A 23,954-nucleotide genomic window follows, 5' to 3' on the forward strand; every position below is an offset into this window, starting at 1 on the left:
GTTGGTTCGATGCCCGATCGAGTATCGATCACGCATGGCGCACGTCGTTGACGTGCGTCAATCGCGCCCGGTTTCACAGCGCGCTCGCCGCCAGCTCGACGATGTCCGCCGTGATCTCGTCCTGCCGCGCGATCCGGTACGCCTGCAACAGCTCGCCGAGCGCGCGCCCGACCGATTCGCGCGCGGCGATCATCGCGCGCGTGCGCGCCTCGTTTTCCGCGGCGAACGCGAGCATCGCCGCCTCGCACAGCTCGACGAACACGTAGGCCTGCGCAAGCTCCGCGAGCAGTGCAGCGGGCGGCAGGTGCACGAGCGGCGGCTGCGCGCGCGGCGCGGTGTCGAAGCGCGCGTAGTCGAACGGCAACAGCCGGCGCTCGCTCACGTCGAGCCGCTGCGCGCCGCCCGGCATCGCATGGACGATCGACACCGGCTGCGCGCCGCGCTTCGCGAGATGCGCGTACAGCGCATCGGTGATGCGGTTCGCGAGATGCACGACGTCGTCCGCGTGCGCCGCCATCGGCGTGCGCCAGACGAGCGGCACGCCGCCCGCGTCGGCCAGCATCGCGCCGCGCGAGCCGACCATCATGTATTCGCGCGCCGCGTCCGCGCCCGGCCTCATCGCGTAGTCGATCAACTGCGCGTTGTATGCGCCGACGAAGCCCTGCTCGCTGCACAGCACGACGACGAGCCGCGCGCGCGGCGCGCCGCCGCGCGACTGGCTCGCGGCTGCTTCGCGCGACGGCGCACCGGCCGCGAGCGCGTCGCCGATCGCCGCGCCGACCGTCGCCGCCGACGCGCGGATGCCCGGCAAGCGCTGCTGCGCCTCGTGCGCGCGCGCGGCGGCAACGCCCTGCATCGCGCCGATCACGGTCTGCAGTTGGCGCGCGGTGTCAGTGCGCGCTTCGATTGCGGCGAGCTTGTCGCTCATCGCTTGCGTCGCGCGCCGGTTTCGGCGCCGCCCGGCGGCGCCGGCTCGATGCGTGCCGCGCGGCCGCTCTCCGGCGCACCGTCGAGCGCGCCGCCGCCCATGTCGCCCGCCGCGTCTTCCGCCGGCGCACCCGCCGTCGCGCGATGCGCGGCATCCGCGACGATCCGCTCGATCAGCTCGCCGACCGATTCCGCGAGCGCCGAAAGCGCCGCGTCGTCCGCGAGCCAGTTGCACGGCGGCGCGCCCGCCGGCGTGAGCGCCGCGATCCTTGCATCGAGCCACGACGGCAGCCTCTCGCGCAGCGGCGCGACGAGATCCGGCGACATCGCATCGAGCGCGCCCGCCGCGAGCGCCTTCAGCAGCACGACTTCGTCGAGCGTGCGCAGCGCGCGAAAGCGCGGCTGCGTGATCAACGCGCGAATCCGCTCGCCGCGCGTGATCTGCGCGCGCAGCCGCGCATCGGTGAGCCCGCCGAAACGCGTGAACGCCTCCAGCTCGAGAAACTGCGCGTAATCGAGCCGCAGGCGGCCCGATGCCGCGCGCAGCGCCGGATGCTGCGCCTTGCCGCCGACGCGGCTCACGCTCAGCCCGACGTCGACGGCCGGCCGCTGGTTCGCGGCGAACAGCGCCGAATCGAGCACGATCTGCCCGTCGGTGATCGAGATCAGGTTCGTCGGAATGTACGCGGCGAGGTTGCCCGCGTCGGTCTCCGCGATCGGCAGCGCGGACAGCGACCCGCCGCCGAGCTTCGCGCAGAGTTTCGCCGCGCGTTCGAGCAGGCGCGCGTGCACATAGAAGATGTCGCCCGGATACGCCTCGCGGCCGGGCAGCTCGCGCGTGAGCAGCGCGAGCTCGCGATGCGTCGCCGCGTGCTTCGTCAGATCGTCGACGACGACGAGCGCGTGCTGCCCGCGGTCCCGGAAATATTCGGCGATCGAGAACCCCGCGAACGGCGCGATCCATTGCAGCCCCGGCGCGCACGCGGCCGGCGCGACGACGAAGATGCAGCGCTCGGGCGCGCCGTAGCGGCGCACCGCGTCGATCACGCGCCGCACCGCGCTCGCGCGCTGGCCGATCGCGACGTACACGCAGATCACGTCCGAATGCCGCTGGTTGACAATTGCGTCGATCGCGAGCGAGGTCTTGCCGGTCGCGCGATCGCCGATGATCAGCTCGCGCTGGCCGCGCCCGATCGTGAAGAGCGCGTCGGCGATCAGCACGCCAGTGTCGAGCGGCTCGCTGACGAGGTCGCGCTCGATGATCGCGGGCGCGGGGCGCTCGATCGGCAGCGTGCCTGCCGTGCCGAGCGGCGCGCCGTCGTCGAGCGGGCGGCCGAGCGGATCGACGATGCGCCCGAGCAGTTGCGGCCCGACCGGCACCTCGAGCACCGCGCCCGTGCGCGTGACCGCCGCTTGCGCCTGAACGCTCGCGTCCGGATCGAGCAGCACGACGCTGATCAGATCCTCGTCGAGCGTGTGCGCGAAGCCGGTGACGCCGCCGTCGAAGCGCAGCACTTCGTTGAGCATCGCGTCTTCGAGGCCGGACACGAACGCGATCCCGTCCGCGACGCGCTCGACCCGCCCGAGCGCCTGCGCGACGGGTGCGAGCGCGACGCGCTCGAGCGCGACGCGGCGGCGCGCGAGCCAGCCGGCATCGGTTGCGGCATTGGTTGCGGCATTGGTTGAGGCATTGGTTGCTTCAGGCGTTTGCGTCATCGTCGTTCAGCAGTGCCGCCTCGATGGTCGCGAGATCCTGGCGCAGGCTGTTGCGCACGTTCGCATATTTCGATTCGAGCTCGAGCCCCGCGATCAGCGCGGGATCGACGCGCACGTCGGGCTCGAGCGGCCGGCCGACGCTCGCCGCGAACGCCGCGCGGCACGCGGCCGCCTCCTGCGCGGTCAGCGCGCGCGGCGCGACGAGCCTCACCTGCGCGTCGTCGGCGGCGAGCGCCGCGCGCACGTCGGCCGGCAGCTTCGCGAGCGACGCCGCGACGCCGTCGACGAAGCCCGCGACGCGCGCGCTGTCCGGCAGCCGCGCGAGCAGCTTCGCGGCGATGTCGATCGCGAGGCGCGTCGCGCGCGCGTCGAGCGCCTTCGCGCGCTGAGCGGCGTCGGCGTCCGCCTGCGCGCGCGCCGCGTCACGCAGCGCCTGCGCATCGGCGCGCGCGGCGTCGATCAGGCGCTCGCGCTCGGCGGCGGCCTGCGCGAGCGCGTCCTTCAGCGCATCGTCGCGCGCCGCGGCGAGCGACGCGCGCTCGCCGCACACCCGTTCGCGCTCGGCGCGCGCGGCGTCGCGCTCGTGCGCCGCATCGTCGATCAGCTTGCGCGCGGCGGCCTGGCGCTTCGCGATGATCTCGCTCACGGGGCGAAACAGGAAGCGCGACAGCAGCCACACGAGCACGACGACGTTGACCGCCTGCAGCGCGAGCGTGGACCAGTCGATTCGCATCGCCGCCTCCGCGTCACTTGACGAACGGATTCGCGAACAGCAGCAGCAGCGCGACGACGAGGCAGTAGATCGCCATCGTCTCGATCATCGCGAGCCCGACGAACAGCGTGCGCGACACGGTGCCGGACGCGTCCGGCTGGCGCGCGATCGCGTCCATCGCCGCGCCGACCGCGCGCCCTTCCGCGAGCGCGGGACCGATCGCGCCGAACGACACGGCGAGCGCGGCCGCCGCGATGCTGACCACTTCGATGAGATTGTTCATGCGTTCTCCTGCCCGCGCCGCGGCGCGGAAGTTTCGTCACCGGATACGGCCGCGCCGATGAACACCATCGACAGCACCATGAAGATGTACGCCTGCACCGTGCCCGTCAGCAGATCGAGCGCCATCAGCGGAATCGGCACGAACAGGCCGGCGAGCGACAGCACGATGCCGATCACGAACACGCCGCTCATCACGTTGCCGAACAGACGCACGATCAGCGAGAACGTGCGCGTCAGTTGCTCGACGACGTTCAGCGGAATCATCACCCACGTCGGCTCCGCGAACGTCGCGAGATAGCCGCGCACGCCGCGCGCGCGCACGCCGTAATAGAGCGTCGCCGCGAACACGACGAGCGCGAGCGCGGCATCGGTCTCGAGATGCGCGGTCGGCGGCTCGACGCCCGGCACGAGCGACGCGCTGTTCGCGCAGAACACGAGCACGAAGATCGTGCCGATCAGCGCGCGATAGCGCGCGGGCGGCGTCTGCATCGTGTCGGCGATCTGCGCGTCGATCGTCGCGACGAACAATTCGAGCACGCTTTGCAGCCGCGACGGCGCGTCGACGCTCAGCCGCCTGCGCGCGGCGAGCGCGAGCGCGACGAGCATGGCCATGATCGCCCACGTCGCGAGCACGGGTTCCGAGATGCCGACGGGGCCGATCGAGAACATCGGCACGGTCGACAGCGGCGACGCGTTCATCGCCGCGCTCCCGTCAGCGCGGCCGCGCGGCGGACCGCGAGCGCGCGCGCGGCGAAGAAGCCCGCCGAGCCCGCGACGAGCATCGCGAGACCCGCGCGCGCGAGCACGACGAGCACCGCCACCGCGAGCGCGATCCGCACGAGCTGCAGCGCGAGCGCCGCGCCGGCGCGGCCCGCGACGAACAGCCGGCTGTTCCAGCCGAGCGACGCGAAATGGCACGCGCCGGCGGCGAACCCGAGCGCGAGCCCGATCGCGACGGCGATGCCGTCGAACGACGCGCGCGCGGTTTCCCACATGTCAATCATCGCGATCTCCGTGTTGTTGAGCTTTCATCCAGCGCCACGCGAGCCAGAAGCCGAGCGCCGCGCCGAGCATCAGGAGCGGCGCGGAAAAGAACACCCGCGACGCGAACGTCCGGTCGAGCCAGCGGCCGAGCGCGAGCGCGGCGAGCGTCGGCGCGACGATCGTCCAGCCGAGCACGCCGATCTGCGCGAGCCGCCGGCCGAGCGACGGCTCCGGATCGCGCGCGCCGCGCGCCGCGCGCGTCGCGGCCGTGCGCGCCGCCAGCTCGACGCGATCGGCGGCAGGCTTCGACGCGGCTTCGGCGGACCGCGCCGCGGCGGGCATCCCGCCATCGCGCGCGGCGGGCGATTCGGGCGATTCGGGCGATTCGGGCGATTCGGGCGACCGGGCGCGCCGTGCGTCGCCGCGCGCCGCGTCATCGCGCTTCGCCTCGAACTGCCGACGCTTCGTCATTCGAGCGTCTCCGGCTTCATCGGCGCGTGCATGCCGTCCTTCGCATGCTCGGGCCGCAGATACGTGAGCAGCCGCCGCACCGCCTGCGCGTGCAGCCGCGTTTCGTCGACGCGCGCGCGGCGCTTCGCGTCGAGCTGCGTCGCGCGCACCCCGCGCACGACCGCTTCGAGCTCCGCAAGCGACTCGCCGAGCACCGCGTCGCGGCACGCGATCTCGATGCGCGCGCCGCGCGTCACGCGCAGCACGCCGCCGTCGAGCGCGGCGTAATGCGTCGCGTCGTCGGCGGTGCGCCAGCGCACGACCGACGCGCGCAGCAGCGTGACGAAATCGACGTGGCCCGCGCGGATGCCGAACGCGCCGCTCGCGTCCTCGGCGCGCAGCGACACGATCGGCAGATCGTCGACGCACACGCGCGCCGGCGTCGCGATCGTCACGCGCAGCTCAGCGGCCATCGGGCGCTCCTTGCGGCGCGGCGGAGCCGGGCGCCGCGCCGGACGCGGAGCCGGCCGCCGCATCGCGCCGCGCATCCGCCTCGCGCGCCGCCGCTTCCTTGCGCCGCGCGTCGTCGAGCGTGCCGACCATGTACAGCGAGCTCTCGCGCCAGTCATCGCAATCGCCGCGCAGGATCGCGCGGCAGCCGGCGATCGTGTCGGCGATCTCGACCGACGCGCCCGCCTGCCCCGTGAACGCCTCGGTCACCGCGAACGGCTGCGTCAGGAAGCGCTGCAGCCGCCGCGCGCGGCCGACGATCCGCCTGTCGTCCGCGCCGAGCTCGTCGATGCCGAGCAGCGCGATCACGTCCTGCAATTCGCGGTAATGCTCGATCACGCGGCGCACCTCGATCGCAACCTCGACGTGCCCGTCGCCGACGACGAGCGGATCGAGCAGAATCGACGACGACGCGACCGGGTCGATCGCCGGATACATCCCTTCGGCCGCCATCGCGCGCGACAGCACGACCATGCTGTCGACGTGCGCGGCGATCGCGGTGACGGCGGGATCGGTGAAATCGTCGGCGGGCACGTAGACGGCCTCGATCGCCGTCACCGCCGCGCCTTCGACCGATGCGATCCGCTCCTGCAGCGCCGCGACCTCGCTCGCGAGCGTCGGCTGATAGCCGACCCGCGACGGCAGCCGCCCGAGCAGGCCCGACACCTCGGCGCCCGCCTGCACGAAGCGAAACACGTTGTCCATCAGAAGCAGTACGTTCTGCGCGCGCTCGTCGCGAAAATACTCGGCGATCGCGAGCGCGGTGAGCGGCACGCGCCAGCGCGCGCCGGGCGGCTCGTTCATCTGCCCGTAGACGAGCACCGTGCGGCCCAGCACGCCGGAGCCGCGCATGTCGAGCAGCATCTCGTGCCCTTCGCGCGAGCGCTCGCCGATGCCCGCGAACACCGAGATCCCGCGATAGCGCTCGACCATCGCGTGAATCAGCTCCATCACGAGCACCGTCTTGCCGACGCCCGCGCCGCCGAGCATCGCCGCCTTGCCGCCCTGCGCGAGCGGCGCGAGCAGATCGATCACCTTGATGCCGGTCGCGAACAGCGCGGTCGCGCTCTTCTGCTCGGCGAGCGGCGGCGCGCCGCGATGGATCGGCCGCCGCGCGACGTCCGCCGCGAGCGCCGCGCCGTCGTCGCCGGGCTCGCCCGTGACGCTCAGCAGGCGGCCGAGCACCGCGTCGCCGACGGGCACGCGAATCGGCCCGCCCGTCGCGCGCGCGGCGGCGCCGCGCCGCAGCCCGCCCGTCGGGCCGAGCGCTAGCGCGCGCACCGCCGCGTCGCTCAGGTGGGCATGCACCTCGGCGAGGATCGGCGCGGCGCCGTCGATCGGGATCGCGAGCGCTTCGTTCAGCGCGGGCAGCACGCCGCCGTCGAACGCGACGTCGACGACCGCGCCGCGCACCGCGACGACGCGCCCGGCGCTTGCGTCGCTTGCGTCGCGCTTCGCGTGCGTCGCAGCCGTGCCGTTCGTCGCATGCAGATCCGCCACCGTCGCTCCCGTCTGGCTGGTTCGTCGATGGCTTCACCATAACGGCGCGCGCCGCCTGCCGGCTGATCTCGGTCAAGAAACGGAAAATCGCCAGATGAAACGACGCGTCTCGCCATACGAAACAATCGACGCGCACGCACGCGGCGACGACGCGATTCGCGCGGCGCCCGGCGTCGATCGTTGATTCAAATCAGATTCCGCAGATCTATGCGTGGCTACAGTGGCCGTGTCAGTGATCGTCGACGCGTGCGATCGAGGCGCGCGGCGGGCGGCAACGCCCGCGCAGCGGCTTCGCGCAAGGCCGGCCGCATCGGCTGCCGTGCTTCGTCATGCCGTCGCCCGCGCAGCGCCAGCCTAAGGAAGCCCGATGGACACACGCCACACCCCCGCATCCGGCGCGCCCGCCGCGCCGCTGCCCGCCCACCCGCCCGCGTCCGGCGAGCCTGAAAACCCTTATCGCATCTTCGATCTCGCGAAGGAGGCGTCGCTCGCGAAGCTGACGTCGGGCCTGTCGCCCGCATCGTTGCAGCTCGCGCTGTCGGACTGGCTGATCCACCTCGCGGCCGCGCCCGGCAAGCGCACGGAGCTCGCGACGCTCGCGGTGAAGCACGCGGCGCTGCTCGCCGAATACCTGTTCGAAGCGGCCGCCGGACACACGCCCGCGCCGCCCGCGCAGCCGTCGCCGGGCGACCGGCGCTTCCGCGCGAGCGCGTGGCAGCTCGAGCCGTACCGCTTCTGGCACCAGTCGTTCCTGCTCGCCGAGCAATGGTGGCGCGCGGCGACCCACGACGTGCCCGGCGTGTCGCCGCATCACGAGGACGTCGTCGCATTCTCCGCGCGGCAGATGCTCGACATGTTCGCGCCGGCGAACTACGTCGCGACGAACCCGGAAATCGCGCAGCGCACCGCGCTCACGGGCGGCGCGAACCTCGCGCAGGGCGTGCGGAACTATCTGGACGACGTGCGCCGCCTGCTGACGAAACAGCCGCCCGCGGGCGCCGAGCGCTTCGCGGTCGGCAAGAACCTCGCGATCACACCCGGGCGCGTCGTGTTCCGCAACCACCTGATCGAGCTGCTGCAGTACGGCCCGACGACGGCCGACGTCTACGCGGAGCCCGTGCTGATCGCGCCCGCGTGGATCATGAAGTACTACATCCTCGATCTGTCGGCGCACAACTCGCTCATCCGCTACCTGGTCGGCGAGGGGCACACGGTGTTCTGCATCTCATGGCGCAACGTCGACGCGAGCGATCGCGACCTGAGCCTCGACGACTACCGCAAGCTCGGCGTGATGGACGCGCTCGACACGATCGGCGAGATCGTGCCCGGAGCGAAGATCCACGCGACCGGCTACTGCCTGGGCGGCACGCTGCTCTCGATCGCGGCGGCCGCGATGGCGAACGCGGGCGACGAGCGCCTCGCATCGGTCACGCTGCTCGCCGCGCAGACGGATTTCACCGAGCCCGGCGAGCTGCAGTTGTTCATCGACGACAGCGAGATCCACTTCCTCGAAAGCATGATGTGGGAGCGCGGGTTTCTCGGCGCGCACCAGATGGCGGGATCGTTTCAGTTGCTGATGTCGAACGATCTGATCTGGTCGCGCGTGATCCACGACTATCTGCTCGGCGAGCGCACCCCGATGATCGACCTGATGGCGTGGAACGCCGATTCGACGCGGATGCCGTACCGGATGCACTCCGAGTATCTGCGCCACCTGTTCCTCGACAACGACCTCGCGACGAACCGCTACGTGATCGACGGGCAGACGGTGTCGGTGCACAACGTCCGCGCGCCGTTCTTCGTCGTCGGCACCGAGCACGACCACATCGCGCCGTGGCGCTCCGTCTACAAGATCCACTACCTGAGCGGCAGCGACGTGACGTTCGTGCTGACGGCGGGCCGCCACAACGCGGGCATCGTCAGCGAGCCCGGCCATCCGAAGCGCCATTACCGGATGAAGGTGACGGCCGCCGACGCGCCGAGCGTCTCGCCCGACGAATGGCTCGCCGGCGCGACCGATTTCGAAGGCTCGTGGTGGCCCGCGTGGCACGCGTGGCTCGCCCGGCATTCAAGCGCGCAGCGCGTCGCGCCGCCGACGCTCGGCAAATCGGGCGCGCACGCGCTCGGCGACGCGCCGGGCACCTACGTGTTCCAGAAATAAGGAGTGCCGCGTGGATCGCGAAATCCTTCAGAACCGCCCGTTCGACTCGCTCGCGATCGGCGACAGCGCATCGCTCGTGCGCATCGCGTCGCGCGACGACATCGACCTGTTCGCCGCGATGTCCGGCGACGTGAACCCCGCGCACCTCGACGCGACGTTCGCCGCGCACGACCTGTTCGGCCACATCGTCGTTCATGGGATGTGGACGGGCGCGCTCGTGTCCGCGGTGCTCGGCACGAAGCTGCCGGGGCCGGGCACGATCTATCTCGACCAAACGCTCGAGTTCCGTCATCCGGTCGCGCCGGGCGACACGATCACGGCAACCGTGACCGTCACGGAAAAGCGCGCGGAAAAGCGGATCGTGCTGCTCGACACGCGCTGCACGAACCAGGAAGGCCAGGTCGTGCTGCGCGGCACCGCCACCGTGATCGCGCCCGATACGCCGATCAAGTGGGAACGCGTGCCGGGGCCCGATGTCGCGGTGCGCCGCCACGACCGCTACGAGACATTCGTGCGCGACGCGCGCGAGCAGCCGCCGCTGCGCACGGCGGTCGTCCATCCATGCTCGCCGGATGCGATCCGCGCGGCGATCGACGCGCGCGACGCGAACCTGATCGAGCCGATCCTGATCGGCCCGGAAGCGAAGATCCGCGCGGTCGCCGAGGCGGCCGGCGTGAGTCTCGCGGGCGTGCCGATCGAGCCGGTCGAGCACAGCCACGCGGCCGCCGCGCGCGCGGTCGAGATGGGCGGCGCGGGCAAGGTCGCCGCGCTGATGAAGGGCAGCCTGCACACCGACGAGCTGCTCGCGGCGGTCGTCGGCCCGGCGTCGCTGCTGCGCACCGAGCGGCGCATCAGCCACGTGTATGCGATGGACGTGCCCGCGTATCCGAAGCCGCTCGTCATCACCGATGCGGCGATCAACATCGCGCCGACGCTCGAGCAAAAACGCGACATCTGCCAGAACGCGGTCGATCTGCTGCACGTGCTCGGCGTCGAGCGGCCGCGCGTCGCGGTGCTCGCGGCGGTCGAGACCGTCAACCCGAAAATGCCGTCCACGCTCGACGCGGCCGCGCTCACCGTGATGGCCGCACGCGGCCAGATCGCGGGCGCGGTCGTCGACGGGCCGCTCGCGTTCGACAATGCGGTGAGCGCGGTCGCCGCCACGTCGAAGGGCATCGCGTCGCCCGTCGCCGGCGACGCCGACATCCTGCTCGTGCCGGATCTCGAAGCGGGCAACATGCTCGCGAAGCAACTGATGTACTTCGCGGGCGCCGACGCCGCGGGCCTCGTGCTCGGCGCGCGGCTGCCGATCATCCTGACGAGCCGCGCGGACAGCCTGCGCGTGCGGATTGCGTCCGCCGCGCTCGCGAAGCTCGTCGCCGAAAGGACGCGCGCCGGCGCGCTCGCGTCATGAGCGAGCCGCTGCTGCTCACGTTCAATGCCGGCTCGTCGACGCTGAAGATCGGCCTCTACAGCGTCGCGAACGGCGAACCCGCGCCGCTCGGGCGCGGCAAGATCGACTTCAACCGCGCGCCGCTCCAGTTCGAATACTCGAACGGCGGCGACGCGCACACGGTGCCGCTCGCCGCGCCCGTCACCGACGATCTGCACGGCGTGCTCGACGAGGCGCTCAACTGGATCGACGCGCATCTGTCGGTGCACGAGCTGGTGTCGGTCGGCCATCGCGTCGTGCACGGCGGCGACGCGTTCGACGGGCCGGTGCGCATCGACGACCGGACGCTCGCCGCGATCGCGGCGCTCGTGCCGCTCGCGCCGCTGCATCAGCCGCAGAGCGTGCGGCTGATTCGCGCGCTGCGCCATCTGCGGCCGCACCTGCCGCAGGTCGCGTCGTTCGACACCGCGTTCCACCGCACGCAGTCCGATCTCGTGCGGCGCTTCGCGCTGCCGCGCGCGCTGTTCGACGAAGGCGTCAAGCGCTACGGTTTTCATGGGCTGTCGTACCGGTACGTCGCCGGGCGGCTGCGCGAGCGGCATCCGTCAATCGCGCGCGGCAAGATCGTCGCCGCGCATCTCGGCAGCGGCGCGAGCCTGTGCGCGCTCGACGCGGGCGTGAGCCGCGACACCAGCATGGGCTTCTCGACGCTCGACGGCATTCCGATGGCGACGCGCTGCGGCGCGCTCGACGCGGGCGTCGTGCTGCACCTGCAGAAGACGCTCGGCCAGACGGTCGACGACGTCGAGCAGATGCTGTATCACCGCTCGGGCCTGCTCGGCGTGTCCGGCGTGAGCGGCGACGCGCGCGTGCTGCTCGCCGATCCGTCGGCCGGCGCGCGCGACGCGCTCGAGCTGTTCGCGTTCCGGATCGCGGGCGAGGCGGCGCGGCTCGCGGCGACGCTCGGCGGCCTCGACGCGCTCGTGTTCACCGCGGGCATCGGCGAGCATCAGCCGCAGACGCGCGCCGCGGTGTGCGAGCGGCTGCGCTGGCTCGGCGTCGAGCTCGATGCAGGCGCCAACGCGCGCAATGCGGAGATCGTCAGCCGCGACGGGAGCCGCGTCGCGGTGCTCGTCGTGCCGACCGACGAGGAGCAGGTGATCGCGCGGGATGCGGCCTCGGTTCTGCATGCCCGCGCGCCCGGGAGCGCCGGACGGTAGCGGCGGCGCGAGCCTCGTCGGCATGCGCTTCGTGCGTGCCGGCGAGGACTTGCGCGTGCGAAGAAGCCAATGAGGGCGGCTGGATCGCCGGCCGACTCATGCATCGCGCATCACGCGTCGACCATCCCCGGCAGTTCGCGATAGATCCGCTCGACGTCGTCCTTCGCGCACAGCGCGGTGCCCACGCTCAGCAGCGACGCCGACGCGGCGGCGAGCGCGTAGCGCGACGCATCGGCGACGCTCGCGCCTCGATTGAGCGCATCGACGAGCCCCGCGACGAAGCTGTCGCCCGCGCCGATCGCGCTGCGCACCGCGACCTTCACGCCCGGCAGCCGCACCGCTTCGTCGCGCGACACGACGAGCGCGCCTGCGTCGCCGAGCGTCAGCGCGACGATCTGCGCGCGCCGGCTGCCGACGATCGCGCGCGCGGCCGCGAGGCGCGCGTCGTCGTCTTCGAGCGGCAGCCCGGTCAGCGCGCGCAACTCGCCGAGGCTCGGCTTCACCAGATAGACGCCCGCCTCAAGCGCGGCCGCGAGCGCCGGCCCCGACGTGTCGACGACCGCGCGCACGCCGCGCGCGTTCGCGAGCCGCGCGAGCCGGCCGTAGCAATCGTCCGGCATCCCGGGCGGCAGGCTGCCGCTCATCACCAGATAGCGCGACGCATCGGCGAGCCGCGCGAGCGCGTCGACGCAGCGCGGCCATTCGTCGGGCGCGAGCGCGGGCCCCGGCAGCACGAAGCGGAATTCGCGCCCCGTCGACGTTTCGTGCACCGAAAAGTTTTCGCGCGTCTCGCCGGCGATGTCGACGCAGCTCGCGCGCACGCACTCGTCGGCGAGCAGGCCGTGCAGCGCGAGGCCGGTCTCGCCGCCCGCCAGATAGACCGCCGAGCAATCGGCGCCGAGGCGCGTCAGCACGCGCGCGACGTTGATCCCGCCGCCGCCCGGATCGCGCCGCGCGGGGCCGCAGCGCAGCTTGCGGGTATCGGTGACGCGCTCGACGGACGTCGCGACGTCGATGGCGGGATTCGGCGTGACGGTGACGATTTCGGGCATCGTGGCGGTCGAAAAAAAGGGCGTCGCAACGAAAAGCGAACGGGATGATGGCCGGTGCGGCGGCGCGGGGTCGCACGCTGCAAGGCGTCGTGCGGTCGATCCGGCGTCGAACCATCGGCCTGGACGCGGGCCGACGGCCGCTTGCCGCCGGTCGGTGCCGGACGCCACGCGCGCCGTGCGCCGCGCGCATCGCCGCCCGCGCCTACGCGACGGTCAGTTGATCGATGACCTCGCGCACGCCCTTCACCGACCACGCCGCGCCGCAGGCCGCGCGCCGCTCGATCAGCGAATCGACGGTGCCCGTCAGCGTGACGATGCCGTCGCGCTCGTCGACTTCGATATGCGCGGCCTCGCGCTGCGCGCGCCGCGCGAGTGCATCCGCGACGCGCTCGCGCACGGTCGCGCCCGCGTCCTGCGAGCGCACGGCGATCCGGTTGACGACGCCGATCACGCCGCGCATCCGGCTCACGACCGTCTCGGCCGCCTGCCGCTGATAGCCGAACTCGACTTCGCCCGTGAGCGTGACGCACCCCTCGTCGACGTCGACGCGGATCTCCTGCCCGGCCAGCCCTTCCTGCCACGCGAGCGCCGACACGATCGCGGCGGCGAGCACTTCGTCGTCGCGCGGCGATTCGCTCGGCAGCACCTTCAGCTCGAGCACGAGCGCCCGCGCGCCGGCGACGCGCTGCGCGGCCTTCTGCGCCGCGTACTTCTGCGCCCAGCTCGGCACGAAGCCGCGCAGCGTCACGATGCGATCGTGCACCGACACGTCGATCTGCCGCGCATCCAGCGACGGATCCCAATACAGTTCCTGTTCGACATCTTGCCTGAGCGCAGCATCGGATTTCATCGTCGTCTCCTCGCCGACCGGTTTCGATAAACGGCCGCCGGCGGCAGAACGCGCGCGGCGGCGCACGCAAACCAGCATCGCGCATTGCGCGGCGCGGACCTTGACGCGCGTCAATGAAGGGAAAATGACAGACGAATAACGCGGAAAGCACGCGAAGCATGGCGCGGCGCGGCGAATCGCGCACGCGCGGCGCCGCGTCACTTCAGATAGAACGCATCCGGCAGCAGGTCGCCCGCGCTCGTCACGCGCGCGTCGCCCGACATGTTCGCCAGCACGACTTCGAGCGTCGGCGTGCCGAGCTCGATCATCACCTGCCGGCACGCGCCGCACGGCGCGATCGGGCCGTCCGTCTCGCCGACGACCGCGATCGCCGCGAACTCGCCCGGCCGGTAGCCCGCCGCGAGTGCCGAGAACAATGCGGTGCGCTCCGCGCAATTGCACAGCCCATACGACGCGTTCTCGACATTGCAGCCGTGGAAGATCTTGCCGTCGTTCGTCGCGAGCGCCGCGCCGACCTTGAAGTTCGAATACGGCGCGTAGGCCTTTTCGCGCGCGGCCTTCGCCGCTTCGATCAGTGCGTGGTGAGTCATGTCGTGTTCCCTTGTTCGATGATTCGATGTCCGGCGATTTCGTTTTTGCGCCGCGGTGGGCGACGTTGCATGTTGCTTGCGCGGCGCCGCGCGCCGCGACATATCCGATATCCGCCATGCCTCGGCCGGTTCGATGCGCCGATGCGCCGATGCCCGCCACATGATCGATCATTCGATCACCGCATAGATGGCGCGCGTCTGCGCCGGCGGTTCAGCCCCGATCCGATACGCGCGGCGCACCGCTTCGGCGGCCTGCGCGGCCGCGTCGGCGTCGCGCGCGTGAACGGTCGCGAGCGGCTGGCCCGCCTCGACGCGCTCACCCAGCTCCGCGAGCGCGGACAGCCCGACCGAATGATCGAGCGCGTCGCCGATCTTCGCGCGCCCGCCGCCCAAGCCGACGACCGCGAGGCCGAGCGCGCGCGCGTCGATCCGCTCGATCCAGCCGGCACGCGCGGCGGCCACCGGCACGGCAACCGCCGCGCGCGGCAGATGCCGCTCCGGCCGCTCGATCAGATCGGCGGGCCCGCCGAGCGCCGCGACCATCCGCGCGAACCGCTCGGCAGCCGTGCCCGATTCGAGCGCGGCGCGCAACCGGCGGCGCGCGTCGCCCGCGTCCGCGGCGAGCCCGCCCATCGTCAGCATCTGCTCCGCGAGCGCGAAACCGACCGCTTCGAGCCGCGCTGGGCGCGCCGCGCCCGTCAGGAAATCGATCGCGCAGCGCACCTCGATCGCATTGCCCGCGCACGGCGCGAGCGCCTGGTTCATGTCGGTGAGCGTCGCGGCCGTCTTCATTCCGGCGCCGTTGCCGACGTCGACGATGCTGCGCGCGAGCTCGGCCGATTTCTCCGCCGTCGGCATGAACGCGCCGGAGCCGACCTTCACGTCCATCGCGAGCGCGCCGACGCCCGCCGCGAGCTTCTTCGACAGGATCGACGCGGTGATCAGCGAGATCGATTCGACGGTCGCCGTCACGTCGCGCACCGCGTAGATCCGCTTGTCGGCGGGCGCGAGCTGCGCGGTCTGGCCAACGATCGCGATGCCCGCGTCGCGCACGACGCGGCGCAATGTACCGACGGACGGCGCGACGTCGTAGCCGGGAATCGCCTCGAGCTTGTCGAGCGTGCCGCCCGTGTGGCCAAGGCCGCGCCCCGAGATCATCGGCACGTAGCCGCCGCACGCGGCGACCATCGGCCCGATCAGGAGCGACGTCAAGTCGCCGACGCCGCCCGTCGAATGCTTGTCGACGACCGGGCCGTTCAGGCGCTCGCCGCGCCAGTCGAGCACGTCGCCCGAATCGCGCTGCGCGAGCGTCAGCGCGATCCGCGCGGACAGCGGCAGCTCGTTGAAATGGACGGCCATCGCGAACGCGGCGATCTGGCCTTCGGTCACGTCGCCTGTCGTCACGCCGCGCACGAAACGCACGACGTCGGCCGCATCGAGCGGCTCGCGGTCGCGCACCTTGCGGATGAATTCCTGCGGCAGAAAAGTCATGGTTTGCCCAAGCCTTTGATTATCAGCGACACAATTGAATGGCATTCGGGCGCATTCGAAACGACGAAGCCGCCCACTGCGCGCGCCGGCGGCCGATCCGTCGCCGAAGCCGCGCGGCCGGGTGAAATCCCGTGAGGAGAAACGCTAACACGGGCGCGCACGCGGCACGCGAAAACCTGAAGAGCCGCGCATTCCCTCTCTCCCGCCTGATTCATTGCTTTCCGTTTTCCGATCTCGATCGAAATTCGGCATATCACTCTAACCCGGGATTTTCCCTGTCAAGGCGGCGCGGGTTGCGGCCGTTAAGTTGACTAAAGACACGGAGGTCGACATGCTCTACGCCATCTTGATGCCGAAAGCCGAAGCCCCGCTGGGTTACTACGATTCGTCGGTCACGCCGACGCCGGAAGACATGGCCGACTACCTCGCGAAGACGATGGGATTCGACGATCGCGACGACTGGATCGAAGCGTACGGCGTCGAGAGGCTCGGCTATGCGCCGGTTCATTGACGGAAGTCCGGATGCGTCCCGATCCATCAGCCGTCCGCGCCCGCCCGCTCGCTCGCCTGGCGGCCCGCGCATCGCGGCGGGTGCGCCGGCGGTTTCGGCTGCTCGCGCCGGCTATCGAATGGCGCGCGGTCCTGAACGCGCTGCCCGGCCGCCGCTGGCTTCGGGCGCTCGACGAACTCGCTCGCGCGAGCGCGCCCCCGAGCCTCGGCCTGGTCGCCATCGAACGGCGCGCCGATCGCAATCGAACGCGACGCGCCCGCTTCGACTGACGCCGCCCTTTTGCAACGCGCAGCGCCCGCGCCTCACTCAATACGCGCTGCCGCGCGTCGCGCCCGCCCGGTGCCCGAGCGTCTCGAGCAGATTCCCGAGCAGCCCCGACGCGCCGAAGCGGAACGTCGCGCTCGTCAGATAGCCGGAGCCGAGCTCGCGCTCAGCGAGCGACAGGTACTGCGCCGCATCCTGCGCGGTGCGCACGCCGCCCGCCGCCTTGAAGCCGACCATGCGCCCCGCGACGCGGATCGTCGCGAGCATCACGGCCGCCGCGTCGAGCGTCGCGTTCACCGCGACCTTGCCCGTCGACGTCTTCAGAAAATCCGCGCCCTCCTCGATCGCGATCTCGCTCGCGCGGCGGATCGCCGCCGCGTCGCGCAGCTCGCCCGTCTCGAGGATCACCTTCAGGCACTGGCCGCCCGCCGCCGCGCGGCATTGCGCGACGAGCTCGCGCCCGACCCGCTCGTCGCCGTCGATGAGCGCGCGATACGGAAACACGACGTCGATCTCGTCCGCGCCGCGCGCGAGCGCATCGGCCGTCTCGCGCGCGGCCGCGTCCGGATCGGCCGCGCCGTGCGGGAAGTTCGCGACGGTCGCCACCGGCAGCACGAGCCCGTGCCGCGCGAGCGCCGCATGCGCCGCGCCGACGAAGCGCGGGTACACGCACAGCGCGGCGGGCGTGCCGACCGGCGTGTCGGCCGACGCGGCGAGCGCGGCGATGCTGTCGTCGGTGTCGTCGTCGTTCAGCGACGTGAGGTCGATCAGGTGCAGCGCCTTCAGCGCCGCTTCGGTCAATTGATTGCGATTCAACGAAAGCTCCATGCGGGCACCTCGTTCAGGAAAGGGACAGGAACAGCCCGGCGATCGTCGCGCTCATCAGGTTCGACAGCGTCGCGGCCGCGAGCGCGCGCAGGCCGTAGCGCGCGACGTCGGAGCGCATGCCGGGCTCGACCGCGGTGAAGCCGCCCGTCAGGATCGCGATCGACGAGAAATTCGCGAAGCCGCAGAGCGCGAACGACACGATCGCGATCGTCTTCGGCGCGAGCACCGGCAACCCGGCCGCGACGACCTGCGCGGCGTCCTTCAGATAGGGCGACAGCGCGCCGTACGCGACGAACTCGTTCAGGATCAGCTTCTGGCCGATGAAGCTGCCGGCCACCGACGCATCCTGCCACGGCACGCCGATCAGCCACGCGAGCGGCGCAAACAGCGTGCCGAGCAGCGATTGCAGCGTGACGCCGGCAAAGCCGAGCCAGCCGGCGACGAGCCCGACCATCGCGTTCAACAGCGCGATCAGGCCGATGAACGCGATCAGCATGGTACCGACGTTCACCGCGATGCGCATCCCGACGCCCGCGCCGGACGCGGCCGCCTCGATCACGTTCGCCGCGCGCTTCTCGTCGAACTCGAGCGAATCGACGACGACGCGCGAAGGCTCCGTCGTCGGGCACAGCATCTTGCCGAACAGCAGGCCGCCCGGAATCGCCATGAACGACGCGGCGAGCAGATACTCCATCTTCACGCCGAGCCCCGCGTAGCCGGCGAGCACCGAGCCCGCGACCGACGCCATGCCGCTCGACATCACCGCGAACACCTCGGTTGCGCTCATCCGCCGGATGAACGGCTTCACGAACGCGGGCATCTCGCTCTGGCCGAGGAAGATCGTCGCGACGGCCGAGCACGCCTCGATGCGGCTCACGCCGAGCAGCTTCGCCATCGCGGTGCCGACGATCCTGATCAGCCACTTCATCACGCCGACGTAGTACAGCACCGCGATCAGCGACGTGACGAACACGATCATCGGCAGCACGCGCAGCGCGAACGCGAAGCCGCCGTCGCCGAAGAGCGCGAACATCTTGTCGCCGACGAGGCCGCCGAACAGGAACGCGACGCCGTGCTGCCCCATCTCCAGCACGCTGTTGACCGCGTGCGCGGTCGCCGCGAGCGCGTCGCGGCCGACGGGCACGAACAGCACGAGCGAGCCGATCGCGAGTTGCGTCGCGAGCGCCGCGACGACGGTGCGGGCGCTGATCGCCCGCCGGTTGATCGACAGCGCATAACCGACGCCGAGCAATACCACGATGCCACACAAGCTGCGCAAGATGTCCACGAACGTACCTCGGAGATGGGATGGAACGCCGCCGTCGCCGGCGCGACCGGTCCGGCTCGCCGGCCGTCTCGACCGGACGCGCGAGCCCGTTTATTCATCGGACGAGAACATAACGTGCGCGGGCGGCGAACGCCAGGGGTCGAATCGATCGGGGAACGAAAGATGTGCGCTCGCGCGTGCGGCGCGCGATTTCGGTTGTCGGCGGGATTTTGGTGAGGTAGGCGTGTGCGGTGCGGGGCACGCAGCCTGCGGCTCGCGCGAGTGACGAGTGACGATACAGCGAAGCGATGAAGCAACGAGGCGGCAGCTTCGCCGCCCCGGTCCGTCGCGCTACAGATCCAGCGTCACGCGGGGTGGCCCGCTTTGCGCATCGCCGATGCAATCCGGCGTCGCCATGCAGACGAGCGCCATGCCCGGCGCGACCTCCGCGTCGACCGCACCGCCGTAGCGAACCCGTCCGCCGAGCACGCGCACCGCGCACGTGCCGCATGCGCCCGATCGGCAATTCGAATCCGCCGGCACGCCGTGCGCCTCCGCGAGTTCGAGCAGCGTGCCGTCGCGCGGCGTCCATTCGACCGTGCGCTCCGACCGGCTGAACACGACGGTCGCCGCGTGTTCGCCAGCCTGCCTGTCGGCTTTCGCGTCGTCTCTGTCGTCGTTCTTCTCGCCGCCACGCGACGCCGTGCGCCGAATGCTCGACGGCCCGAATGTCTCGAAGCGGATGCGCTCGTCGGGCACGTCGAGCGCGCGCAAACCGTCGTACAGCGATTTCATGAACGCCGCCGGCCCGCACAGATAGAAGTCGTAGCTGCCGAACGGCAACACGCGCGTCAGCGCGTCGACGCTCACGCGGCCCGGCGACGCGTCGGTCGGCGCGCCGTTGGCGCGGCTGTCGAACAGGTGCACCGACAACGCCGGATGCGCGCGCGCCGCATCGGCGAGATGCGCGGCGAACGGCCGCTCGGCGCCGCGCCGCGCGCCGTGCACGAAGTAGATCCGCTTCGCGTGCGCATCGGCCGGCGCGCCCGCCGCGCGGTACGCGAGCGCGCCGTTGAGCATCGCGATCATCGGCGTGATGCCGATCCCCGCCGACACGAACACGGCGGGCCGCGGGCTCGCCGCATCGAACGTGAACGCGCCGCGCGGCGCCATCGCATCGATGCGCACGCCGGGCCGCGCGTGATCGTGCAGCCACGACGACGCTTTGCCGTCGCGCTTGACGCTGATCCGGTAGCGCCGGCCGTCGAATGCGTCGGACAGCGTGTAACTGCGGATCAGCGGCCCGGATCGCGCGGCCGCGGGCAACCGGATCGTCAGATGCTGGCCCGGCTCGAACGGCGCGAGCGGGCGCGCGTCGGCGGCTTCGAAATGGAACGAGCGGACGTCGGGCGTCTCGTCGCGCACCGCCGCGACGACGAGCGTGCGCCAGCGGGTGTCCGGCGACGGCGCGGAAATCACGGCGCAAGCCTGCGCCATCTCTTTCGTCGCCTGTGTTGCCTCCGACGCCTCCGACGCCTTCAATACTGTCGATGACGCCGACGATTCCAGCACTTGCGCCGATTCCATCCCCAACGAAGACGAAAACGCGCCCGCCCCGCTCCATGCCGCGAACTGCGGCGCGAACCGCGGCGCCGACCACCGCAACGGCAGCACCGCCGCGCTGCGCCGCACTTCGCGAATCCGCAAGCGCACGAGCCGCTGCGCGCCGTCGAACGCGGCGATCGCCGGCCCGTCCCAGACGATCTCCGCGTCGGCCGCGACGTACAGCAAGTCGCCTCGCTCGAAGTCGACGAACAGCAAACCCGCGCGCGGGTCGTGCAGCAGATTGCCGATCGTGTTGAAGAAGTTGTTGCCGCTGTAGTCGGGCGTCGTCAGCGTGCGGTCGTCGTCGACGCGCACGAAGCCCGGCGGCCCGCCGCGATGCGACACGTCGACGCCGCGCGCGCCGCCCGCCGCATCCGACGCGTTCGCGGTCGCGATGAAGAACGTATCCGCGCGCGCGAGCAGCGCGCGGTCGTCGGCGTCGAGCCGCGCGGCGCGGCGCTGAGGCGGCGCGGGGTCCGCCTGCCGAGGCGGCGCGGGCGTCGGCGTGCGGCTCTGGATGTACTTCGCGCAGTTGCCGAAGCTCTGGCCGACCGTCACCGACATCGCGTCGCCCGCGAGCGACGCGACGACGCCGTTGATCCGGTTGCGCCGCCGCGTATGCAGCTCGATGCCGAGCCCGCCGAGCAGGCTGCCGACGCGCCAGTGGCCGGCGAGCGGATCGTCGCGCAGCGCGCCGCCCGCAATGTCGAGCGTGCGCGGCTGCGGCGACGACACGAAGCCCGGCGCGCCGACGCGCAGCGTCGCCCATGGCTGGCCGTCGCCGTCGATGCCGCCGACGACGAAGAACGGCAATTGCGCGAAGAACGCGCGATGTTGATCGGGCATGAATGTACGGATGCCGCGCCCGCCGGACACGGCGGCCGTATCCAGAACGCCCGCGCGCCGCTGCGCGGCGAGCTCGCCGTCGTGAAACGGCGCGACGGGCGGCGGCGCCTCGGGCGCTGCCGACGCAGGTTGCGTCATGTCGTTCTCCTTCGCAAGGGTCAGGCGGCGGGCAGCGGCGGGCAGCGCCGCGCCCGGCGGCGTCAGGCCACGCGCAACCCCGCGTCGCTCGCGGGCATCGGCACGAAACCCGGCAACGCCTCGATGCGCGCGAGCCACGCGCGCAAATTCGGGTAGGGATCGAGCGACACGCCACCCTCGGGCGCGTGCGCGATGTACGCATACGCGGCGACGTCGGCGATCGTCGGATGCCCGCCCGTCGCGAAGCGCTTGCCGGCAAGCTCGGGCTCGATCACGTCGAACAGCCGCTGCGCGATCCGGATCGCGCTCGCGCGATCGAGCGACGCGCCGAACAGCGTGACGAGGCGCGCGGCGGCCGCGCCGTACGCGATCGGTCCCGCCGCGAGCGACAGCCAGCGCTGCACGGCGGCCGCGCGCGGCGGATCGTCGGGCAGCCACGACGGATCGCCGTAGCGCTTCGCGAGATAGACGAGGATCGCGTTCGAATCGAACAGCACGAACTCGCCGTCCTCGATGACGGGCACCTGTCCGAACGGATTGAGCGCGAGAAATTCAGGGCGGCGGTTCGCGCCGCCGCGCATGTCGACTTCGACGAGCTCGACGGGCAGGCCGAGCAGCGACAGGAACAACTGGACGCGATGACAGTGGCCGGACAGCGGGCTCCGGTGGAGCCGGATCGGCGAGGCGGGCGGGCGGCGGGTGGACATGGGGCGGCACTCCTCGAACGAAGGGCGAAGCACAAAAAACAAGCGTCAAACGACGACGCAACACGGCGCAAACGCGCGGCGGCCGACAGCGCCGGCCATCGGCGCGGCGCAGCGACGATCCGGCCGCCGACACCCGCAGCGTAGCGCGCGCATCGTGTTCACATAAGATGGATAATTGCCGAAACACAATCCTTGACGAATGGACAATCGGCAATGGCGGACATCCGCGACGTGAACCTGAACCGGCTGGCGATCTTCGTCGCCGTGGTCGAGGCCGGCTCGCTGACGGCGGCGGCCGAACGGCTCGGCCTCGCGAAGACGATGGTGAGCACGCACGTCCAGCGGCTCGAGGCGGAGGTCGGCGCGAGCCTCGTCGTGCGGACCACGCGGCGGCTCAACGTGACGCAGGCGGGCCGCGCGTTCTACGACGCGTGCCGCGACATCCTGCGCGCGACCGACGCGGCGCTCGCCGCGGTGGCGGGCGACGCGGGGCCGCTGCGCGGCACGCTGCGCGTGAGCGCGCCCGTCGATTACGGCGCGCTCGTCGTCGCGCCAGCGCTCGTCGCGCTGCGCGACGCGCATCCGGCGCTCGACGTCGAATTGCAATGCGACGACCGCGTCGTCGATCTCGTGCGCGAGAACCTCGACGTCGCGATCCGGCTCGGCCGGCTCGCCGATTCGAACCATCGCGCGGTGAAGCTCGGCGGCTTCGAGCGCTGGCTCGTCGCAAGCCCGGCGTTCGTCGCGCGCCACGGCGCGCCGGCCGCGCCCGATGCGCTCGGCGCGCTGCCGTACGTGATGCTGTCGACGGTGCCGCGCACGACGCTCGAGCTCGCGAACGCGCGCGGCGAGCGCGCGAGCGTGCGTTGCAGGCGCGCGTTCGTGTCGAACACGGCGACCGCGTGCCGCGCGGCGGTGCTCGCGGGCGGCGGCTTCGGCGTCGCGACGAGTTTCTCGAGCGCCGGCGACATCGCGGCCGGCCGGCTCGTGCGCCTGCTGCCGGGCTGGTCGTTTCCGCCCGGCGACATCCACGCGGTGTTTCCGTCGGCAAGCCATTCGTCCGCAAAGGTGCGCGCGTTGATTGACGCGCTGAAGGCGCGGCTCGCGGCGTCATGCTGAACGCGCGGCTCGCCGCGCAAGCGCGGGCCGCAAGCGCGCGACGGCTCGGAGCGACGGCTTGGAACCCAGCGCCGACGCCGCCCGCTCACCTCGCTGCGAGAAACCGCAGCGTCCCGAGCAGCACCTTCCGGCAATTTCGCACCATCTTCTCCTCCGGATCGCGATAGCCGGTCAGCAGCCATGCCGCGCCGACGTTCGTCATCGCGCCGACGAGCGCGAGCCCGATGATCCGCTGGTCCGCGCGCGCGTCGGCGTTCTCGCTCACCGGCCCGGCGAGCGAAATGATCATCTTGCCGAATTCGAGCAGATTCCGTTGATAGGTCGCATCGGTTTCCGCGCTCACGCCCATCACTTCGAGCAGCAGCACGCGCGCCGCGCACGTGTTGCGCAAAAACGCGAAGAACGCCGCGAGCCCCGCGTCGACCCGCGCCTCGAGCCCGTCGCGCGCGCAGCCGAGCGCGTCGACCGCCCGCGTCACCGACGCGCGCAACTGCTCCGCGTGATGCTGATAGGTGCAACGCAGCAACGCGTCGGCGCTGTCGAACGCCGCGTAGAAATAGCGGTCGTTGAGCTTCGCCTCCTGGCAGATCGCGCGCACCGTCGCCCGGCGAAAGCCGATCGTGCCGAAGATCCGCGTGCCCGCGCGAATCAGCGCGTCGCGGCGCTCCGCGGCGCGCGCCTCGGATGCGACCCCGCCGTATGGGCGGCCCTTCTTGCTGAGTTCGAGAGAGTTCTCCATTTCGCTATTTGACATCAGTCAATGTCAAAATTAAAGTGGTGACGGTTCACACCACATTTAAATCCGACATATATCACGAGACACCACGAGAC

At 71.5% G+C, this 23,954-nt stretch carries 24 protein-coding genes and 1 pseudogene; 7 read left to right on the top strand and 18 right to left on the bottom strand.

All coding sequences use genetic code 11. The annotated features are described in order from the left end of the window. Positions 1–73: 73 nt before the first annotated feature. The 9 genes from WT16_RS22275 to atpD are packed head-to-tail and all read right to left on the bottom strand — an operon-like array spanning position 74 to position 7,081. Positions 74–928: a FoF1 ATP synthase subunit gamma gene (locus WT16_RS22275; RefSeq protein ID WP_006028063.1), complete on the bottom strand. Its 855-nt coding sequence runs from the start codon at positions 926–928 to the stop codon at positions 74–76. Then, the gene (locus tag WT16_RS22280; RefSeq protein ID WP_063534228.1) at positions 925–2,643 is read right to left on the bottom strand and encodes a F0F1 ATP synthase subunit alpha; all 1,719 of its coding nucleotides are present in this window, start codon (positions 2,641–2,643) and stop codon (positions 925–927) included. The genes WT16_RS22275 and WT16_RS22280 overlap by 4 nt, the downstream gene beginning before the upstream one ends. Beyond that, positions 2,627–3,376: a F0F1 ATP synthase subunit delta gene (locus WT16_RS22285; RefSeq protein WP_063534229.1), complete on the bottom strand. Its 750-nt coding sequence runs from the start codon at positions 3,374–3,376 to the stop codon at positions 2,627–2,629. Before WT16_RS22285 ends, WT16_RS22280 begins: the two co-directional genes overlap by 17 nt. Before the next feature lie 13 nt (positions 3,377–3,389). Next, complete coding sequence (locus tag WT16_RS22290) at positions 3,390–3,638, bottom strand: F0F1 ATP synthase subunit C (RefSeq protein WP_004187193.1); 249 nt, start codon at positions 3,636–3,638, stop codon at positions 3,390–3,392. After that, positions 3,635–4,336: a F0F1 ATP synthase subunit A gene (locus WT16_RS22295; protein ID WP_063534230.1), complete on the bottom strand. Its 702-nt coding sequence runs from the start codon at positions 4,334–4,336 to the stop codon at positions 3,635–3,637. The genes WT16_RS22290 and WT16_RS22295 overlap by 4 nt, the downstream gene beginning before the upstream one ends. Further along, entirely contained in the window at positions 4,333–4,641 is a 309-nt protein-coding gene (locus WT16_RS22300) for an ATP synthase subunit I (protein ID WP_009915839.1), read from the bottom strand. The genes WT16_RS22295 and WT16_RS22300 overlap by 4 nt, the downstream gene beginning before the upstream one ends. After that, positions 4,634–5,092 carry an AtpZ/AtpI family protein gene (locus WT16_RS22305; protein WP_063534231.1) on the bottom strand — a complete coding sequence of 153 codons (459 nt, stop codon included), beginning with the start codon at positions 5,090–5,092 and terminating at the stop codon, positions 4,634–4,636. The genes WT16_RS22300 and WT16_RS22305 overlap by 8 nt, the downstream gene beginning before the upstream one ends. Next, a complete protein-coding gene (locus tag WT16_RS22310) occupies positions 5,089–5,544 on the bottom strand; it encodes a F0F1 ATP synthase subunit epsilon (protein WP_015602658.1) in 456 nt (151 codons plus the stop codon). The genes WT16_RS22305 and WT16_RS22310 overlap by 4 nt, the downstream gene beginning before the upstream one ends. Continuing rightward, positions 5,534–7,081 (bottom strand): F0F1 ATP synthase subunit beta, encoded by a 1,548-nt coding sequence (atpD, locus tag WT16_RS22315; RefSeq protein WP_063534232.1) that lies wholly within the window; start codon positions 7,079–7,081, stop codon positions 5,534–5,536. Before atpD ends, WT16_RS22310 begins: the two co-directional genes overlap by 11 nt. Between atpD and WT16_RS35685 the strand changes: the two are divergent. The 4 genes and pseudogenes from WT16_RS35685 (at position 7,053) to WT16_RS22330 (ending at position 11,855) form a co-directional block, all read left to right on the top strand. Further along, a pseudogene (locus tag WT16_RS35685) lies at positions 7,053–7,317 on the top strand (hypothetical protein). The gene atpD and the pseudogene WT16_RS35685 sit on opposite strands and share 29 nt — an antisense overlap. Before the next feature lie 131 nt (positions 7,318–7,448). Continuing rightward, positions 7,449–9,242, top strand: coding sequence for an alpha/beta fold hydrolase (locus WT16_RS22320; RefSeq protein WP_063534233.1), 1,794 nt, complete (start codon positions 7,449–7,451; stop codon positions 9,240–9,242). 10 nt (positions 9,243–9,252) lie between these two features. Beyond that, entirely contained in the window at positions 9,253–10,656 is a 1,404-nt protein-coding gene (locus WT16_RS22325) for a bifunctional enoyl-CoA hydratase/phosphate acetyltransferase (protein ID WP_015602480.1), read from the top strand. Further along, on the top strand, positions 10,653–11,855 hold the full coding sequence (locus WT16_RS22330; RefSeq protein ID WP_015603334.1) for an acetate/propionate family kinase: 1,203 nt from the start codon (positions 10,653–10,655) through the stop codon (positions 11,853–11,855). The genes WT16_RS22325 and WT16_RS22330 overlap by 4 nt, the downstream gene beginning before the upstream one ends. Before the next feature lie 110 nt (positions 11,856–11,965). Here the strand turns inward: WT16_RS22330 and WT16_RS22335 are convergent, their stop codons facing one another. From WT16_RS22335 to deoA, 4 genes are all read right to left on the bottom strand, one after another. Continuing rightward, complete coding sequence (locus tag WT16_RS22335; RefSeq protein ID WP_063534234.1) at positions 11,966–12,907, bottom strand: 1-phosphofructokinase family hexose kinase; 942 nt, start codon at positions 12,905–12,907, stop codon at positions 11,966–11,968. Between the two features lie 202 nt (positions 12,908–13,109). Continuing rightward, entirely contained in the window at positions 13,110–13,757 is a 648-nt protein-coding gene (locus WT16_RS22340; RefSeq protein ID WP_015602649.1) for a BON domain-containing protein, read from the bottom strand. Positions 13,758–13,954: 197 nt separating this feature from the next. After that, complete coding sequence (locus WT16_RS22345; protein ID WP_348982117.1) at positions 13,955–14,509, bottom strand: cytidine deaminase; 555 nt, start codon at positions 14,507–14,509, stop codon at positions 13,955–13,957. 6 nt (positions 14,510–14,515) lie between these two features. Next, a complete protein-coding gene (deoA, locus tag WT16_RS22350; protein WP_063534235.1) occupies positions 14,516–15,838 on the bottom strand; it encodes a thymidine phosphorylase in 1,323 nt (440 codons plus the stop codon). 331 nt (positions 15,839–16,169) lie between these two features. On the opposite strand from deoA, the gene WT16_RS22355 reads away from it, so the two are divergent. Both WT16_RS22355 and WT16_RS22360 read left to right on the top strand, forming a co-directional pair. Further along, positions 16,170–16,349 (top strand): hypothetical protein, encoded by a 180-nt coding sequence (locus WT16_RS22355; RefSeq protein WP_009915853.1) that lies wholly within the window; start codon positions 16,170–16,172, stop codon positions 16,347–16,349. 11 nt (positions 16,350–16,360) lie between these two features. Continuing rightward, positions 16,361–16,618: a hypothetical protein gene (locus WT16_RS22360; RefSeq protein WP_041862018.1), complete on the top strand. Its 258-nt coding sequence runs from the start codon at positions 16,361–16,363 to the stop codon at positions 16,616–16,618. A gap of 37 nt (positions 16,619–16,655) precedes the next feature. Here the strand turns inward: WT16_RS22360 and deoC are convergent, their stop codons facing one another. From deoC to WT16_RS22380, 4 genes are all read right to left on the bottom strand, one after another. Then, on the bottom strand, positions 16,656–17,441 hold the full coding sequence (gene deoC / locus WT16_RS22365) for a deoxyribose-phosphate aldolase (RefSeq protein WP_015602944.1): 786 nt from the start codon (positions 17,439–17,441) through the stop codon (positions 16,656–16,658). 13 nt (positions 17,442–17,454) lie between these two features. Further along, positions 17,455–18,729: a NupC/NupG family nucleoside CNT transporter gene (locus tag WT16_RS22370; protein ID WP_063534236.1), complete on the bottom strand. Its 1,275-nt coding sequence runs from the start codon at positions 18,727–18,729 to the stop codon at positions 17,455–17,457. Between the two features lie 330 nt (positions 18,730–19,059). Further along, the gene (locus WT16_RS22375; RefSeq protein WP_063534237.1) at positions 19,060–21,297 is read right to left on the bottom strand and encodes a pyridoxamine 5'-phosphate oxidase family protein; all 2,238 of its coding nucleotides are present in this window, start codon (positions 21,295–21,297) and stop codon (positions 19,060–19,062) included. 62 nt (positions 21,298–21,359) lie between these two features. After that, positions 21,360–22,004 carry a glutathione S-transferase gene (locus tag WT16_RS22380; protein ID WP_063534238.1) on the bottom strand — a complete coding sequence of 215 codons (645 nt, stop codon included), beginning with the start codon at positions 22,002–22,004 and terminating at the stop codon, positions 21,360–21,362. Positions 22,005–22,217: 213 nt separating this feature from the next. On the opposite strand from WT16_RS22380, the gene WT16_RS22385 reads away from it, so the two are divergent. Beyond that, the gene (locus tag WT16_RS22385; protein ID WP_015603729.1) at positions 22,218–23,123 is read left to right on the top strand and encodes a LysR family transcriptional regulator; all 906 of its coding nucleotides are present in this window, start codon (positions 22,218–22,220) and stop codon (positions 23,121–23,123) included. A gap of 85 nt (positions 23,124–23,208) precedes the next feature. On the opposite strand, the gene WT16_RS22390 is transcribed toward WT16_RS22385, so the two are convergent. After that, the gene (locus WT16_RS22390; protein WP_063534239.1) at positions 23,209–23,862 is read right to left on the bottom strand and encodes a TetR family transcriptional regulator; all 654 of its coding nucleotides are present in this window, start codon (positions 23,860–23,862) and stop codon (positions 23,209–23,211) included. Between the last annotated feature and the right edge of the window lie 92 nt (positions 23,863–23,954).

It is taken from the genome of Burkholderia sp. MSMB1589WGS, from assembly GCF_001636105.1.
GTDB classification, from domain to species: Bacteria; Pseudomonadota; Gammaproteobacteria; order Burkholderiales; family Burkholderiaceae; genus Burkholderia; species Burkholderia humptydooensis.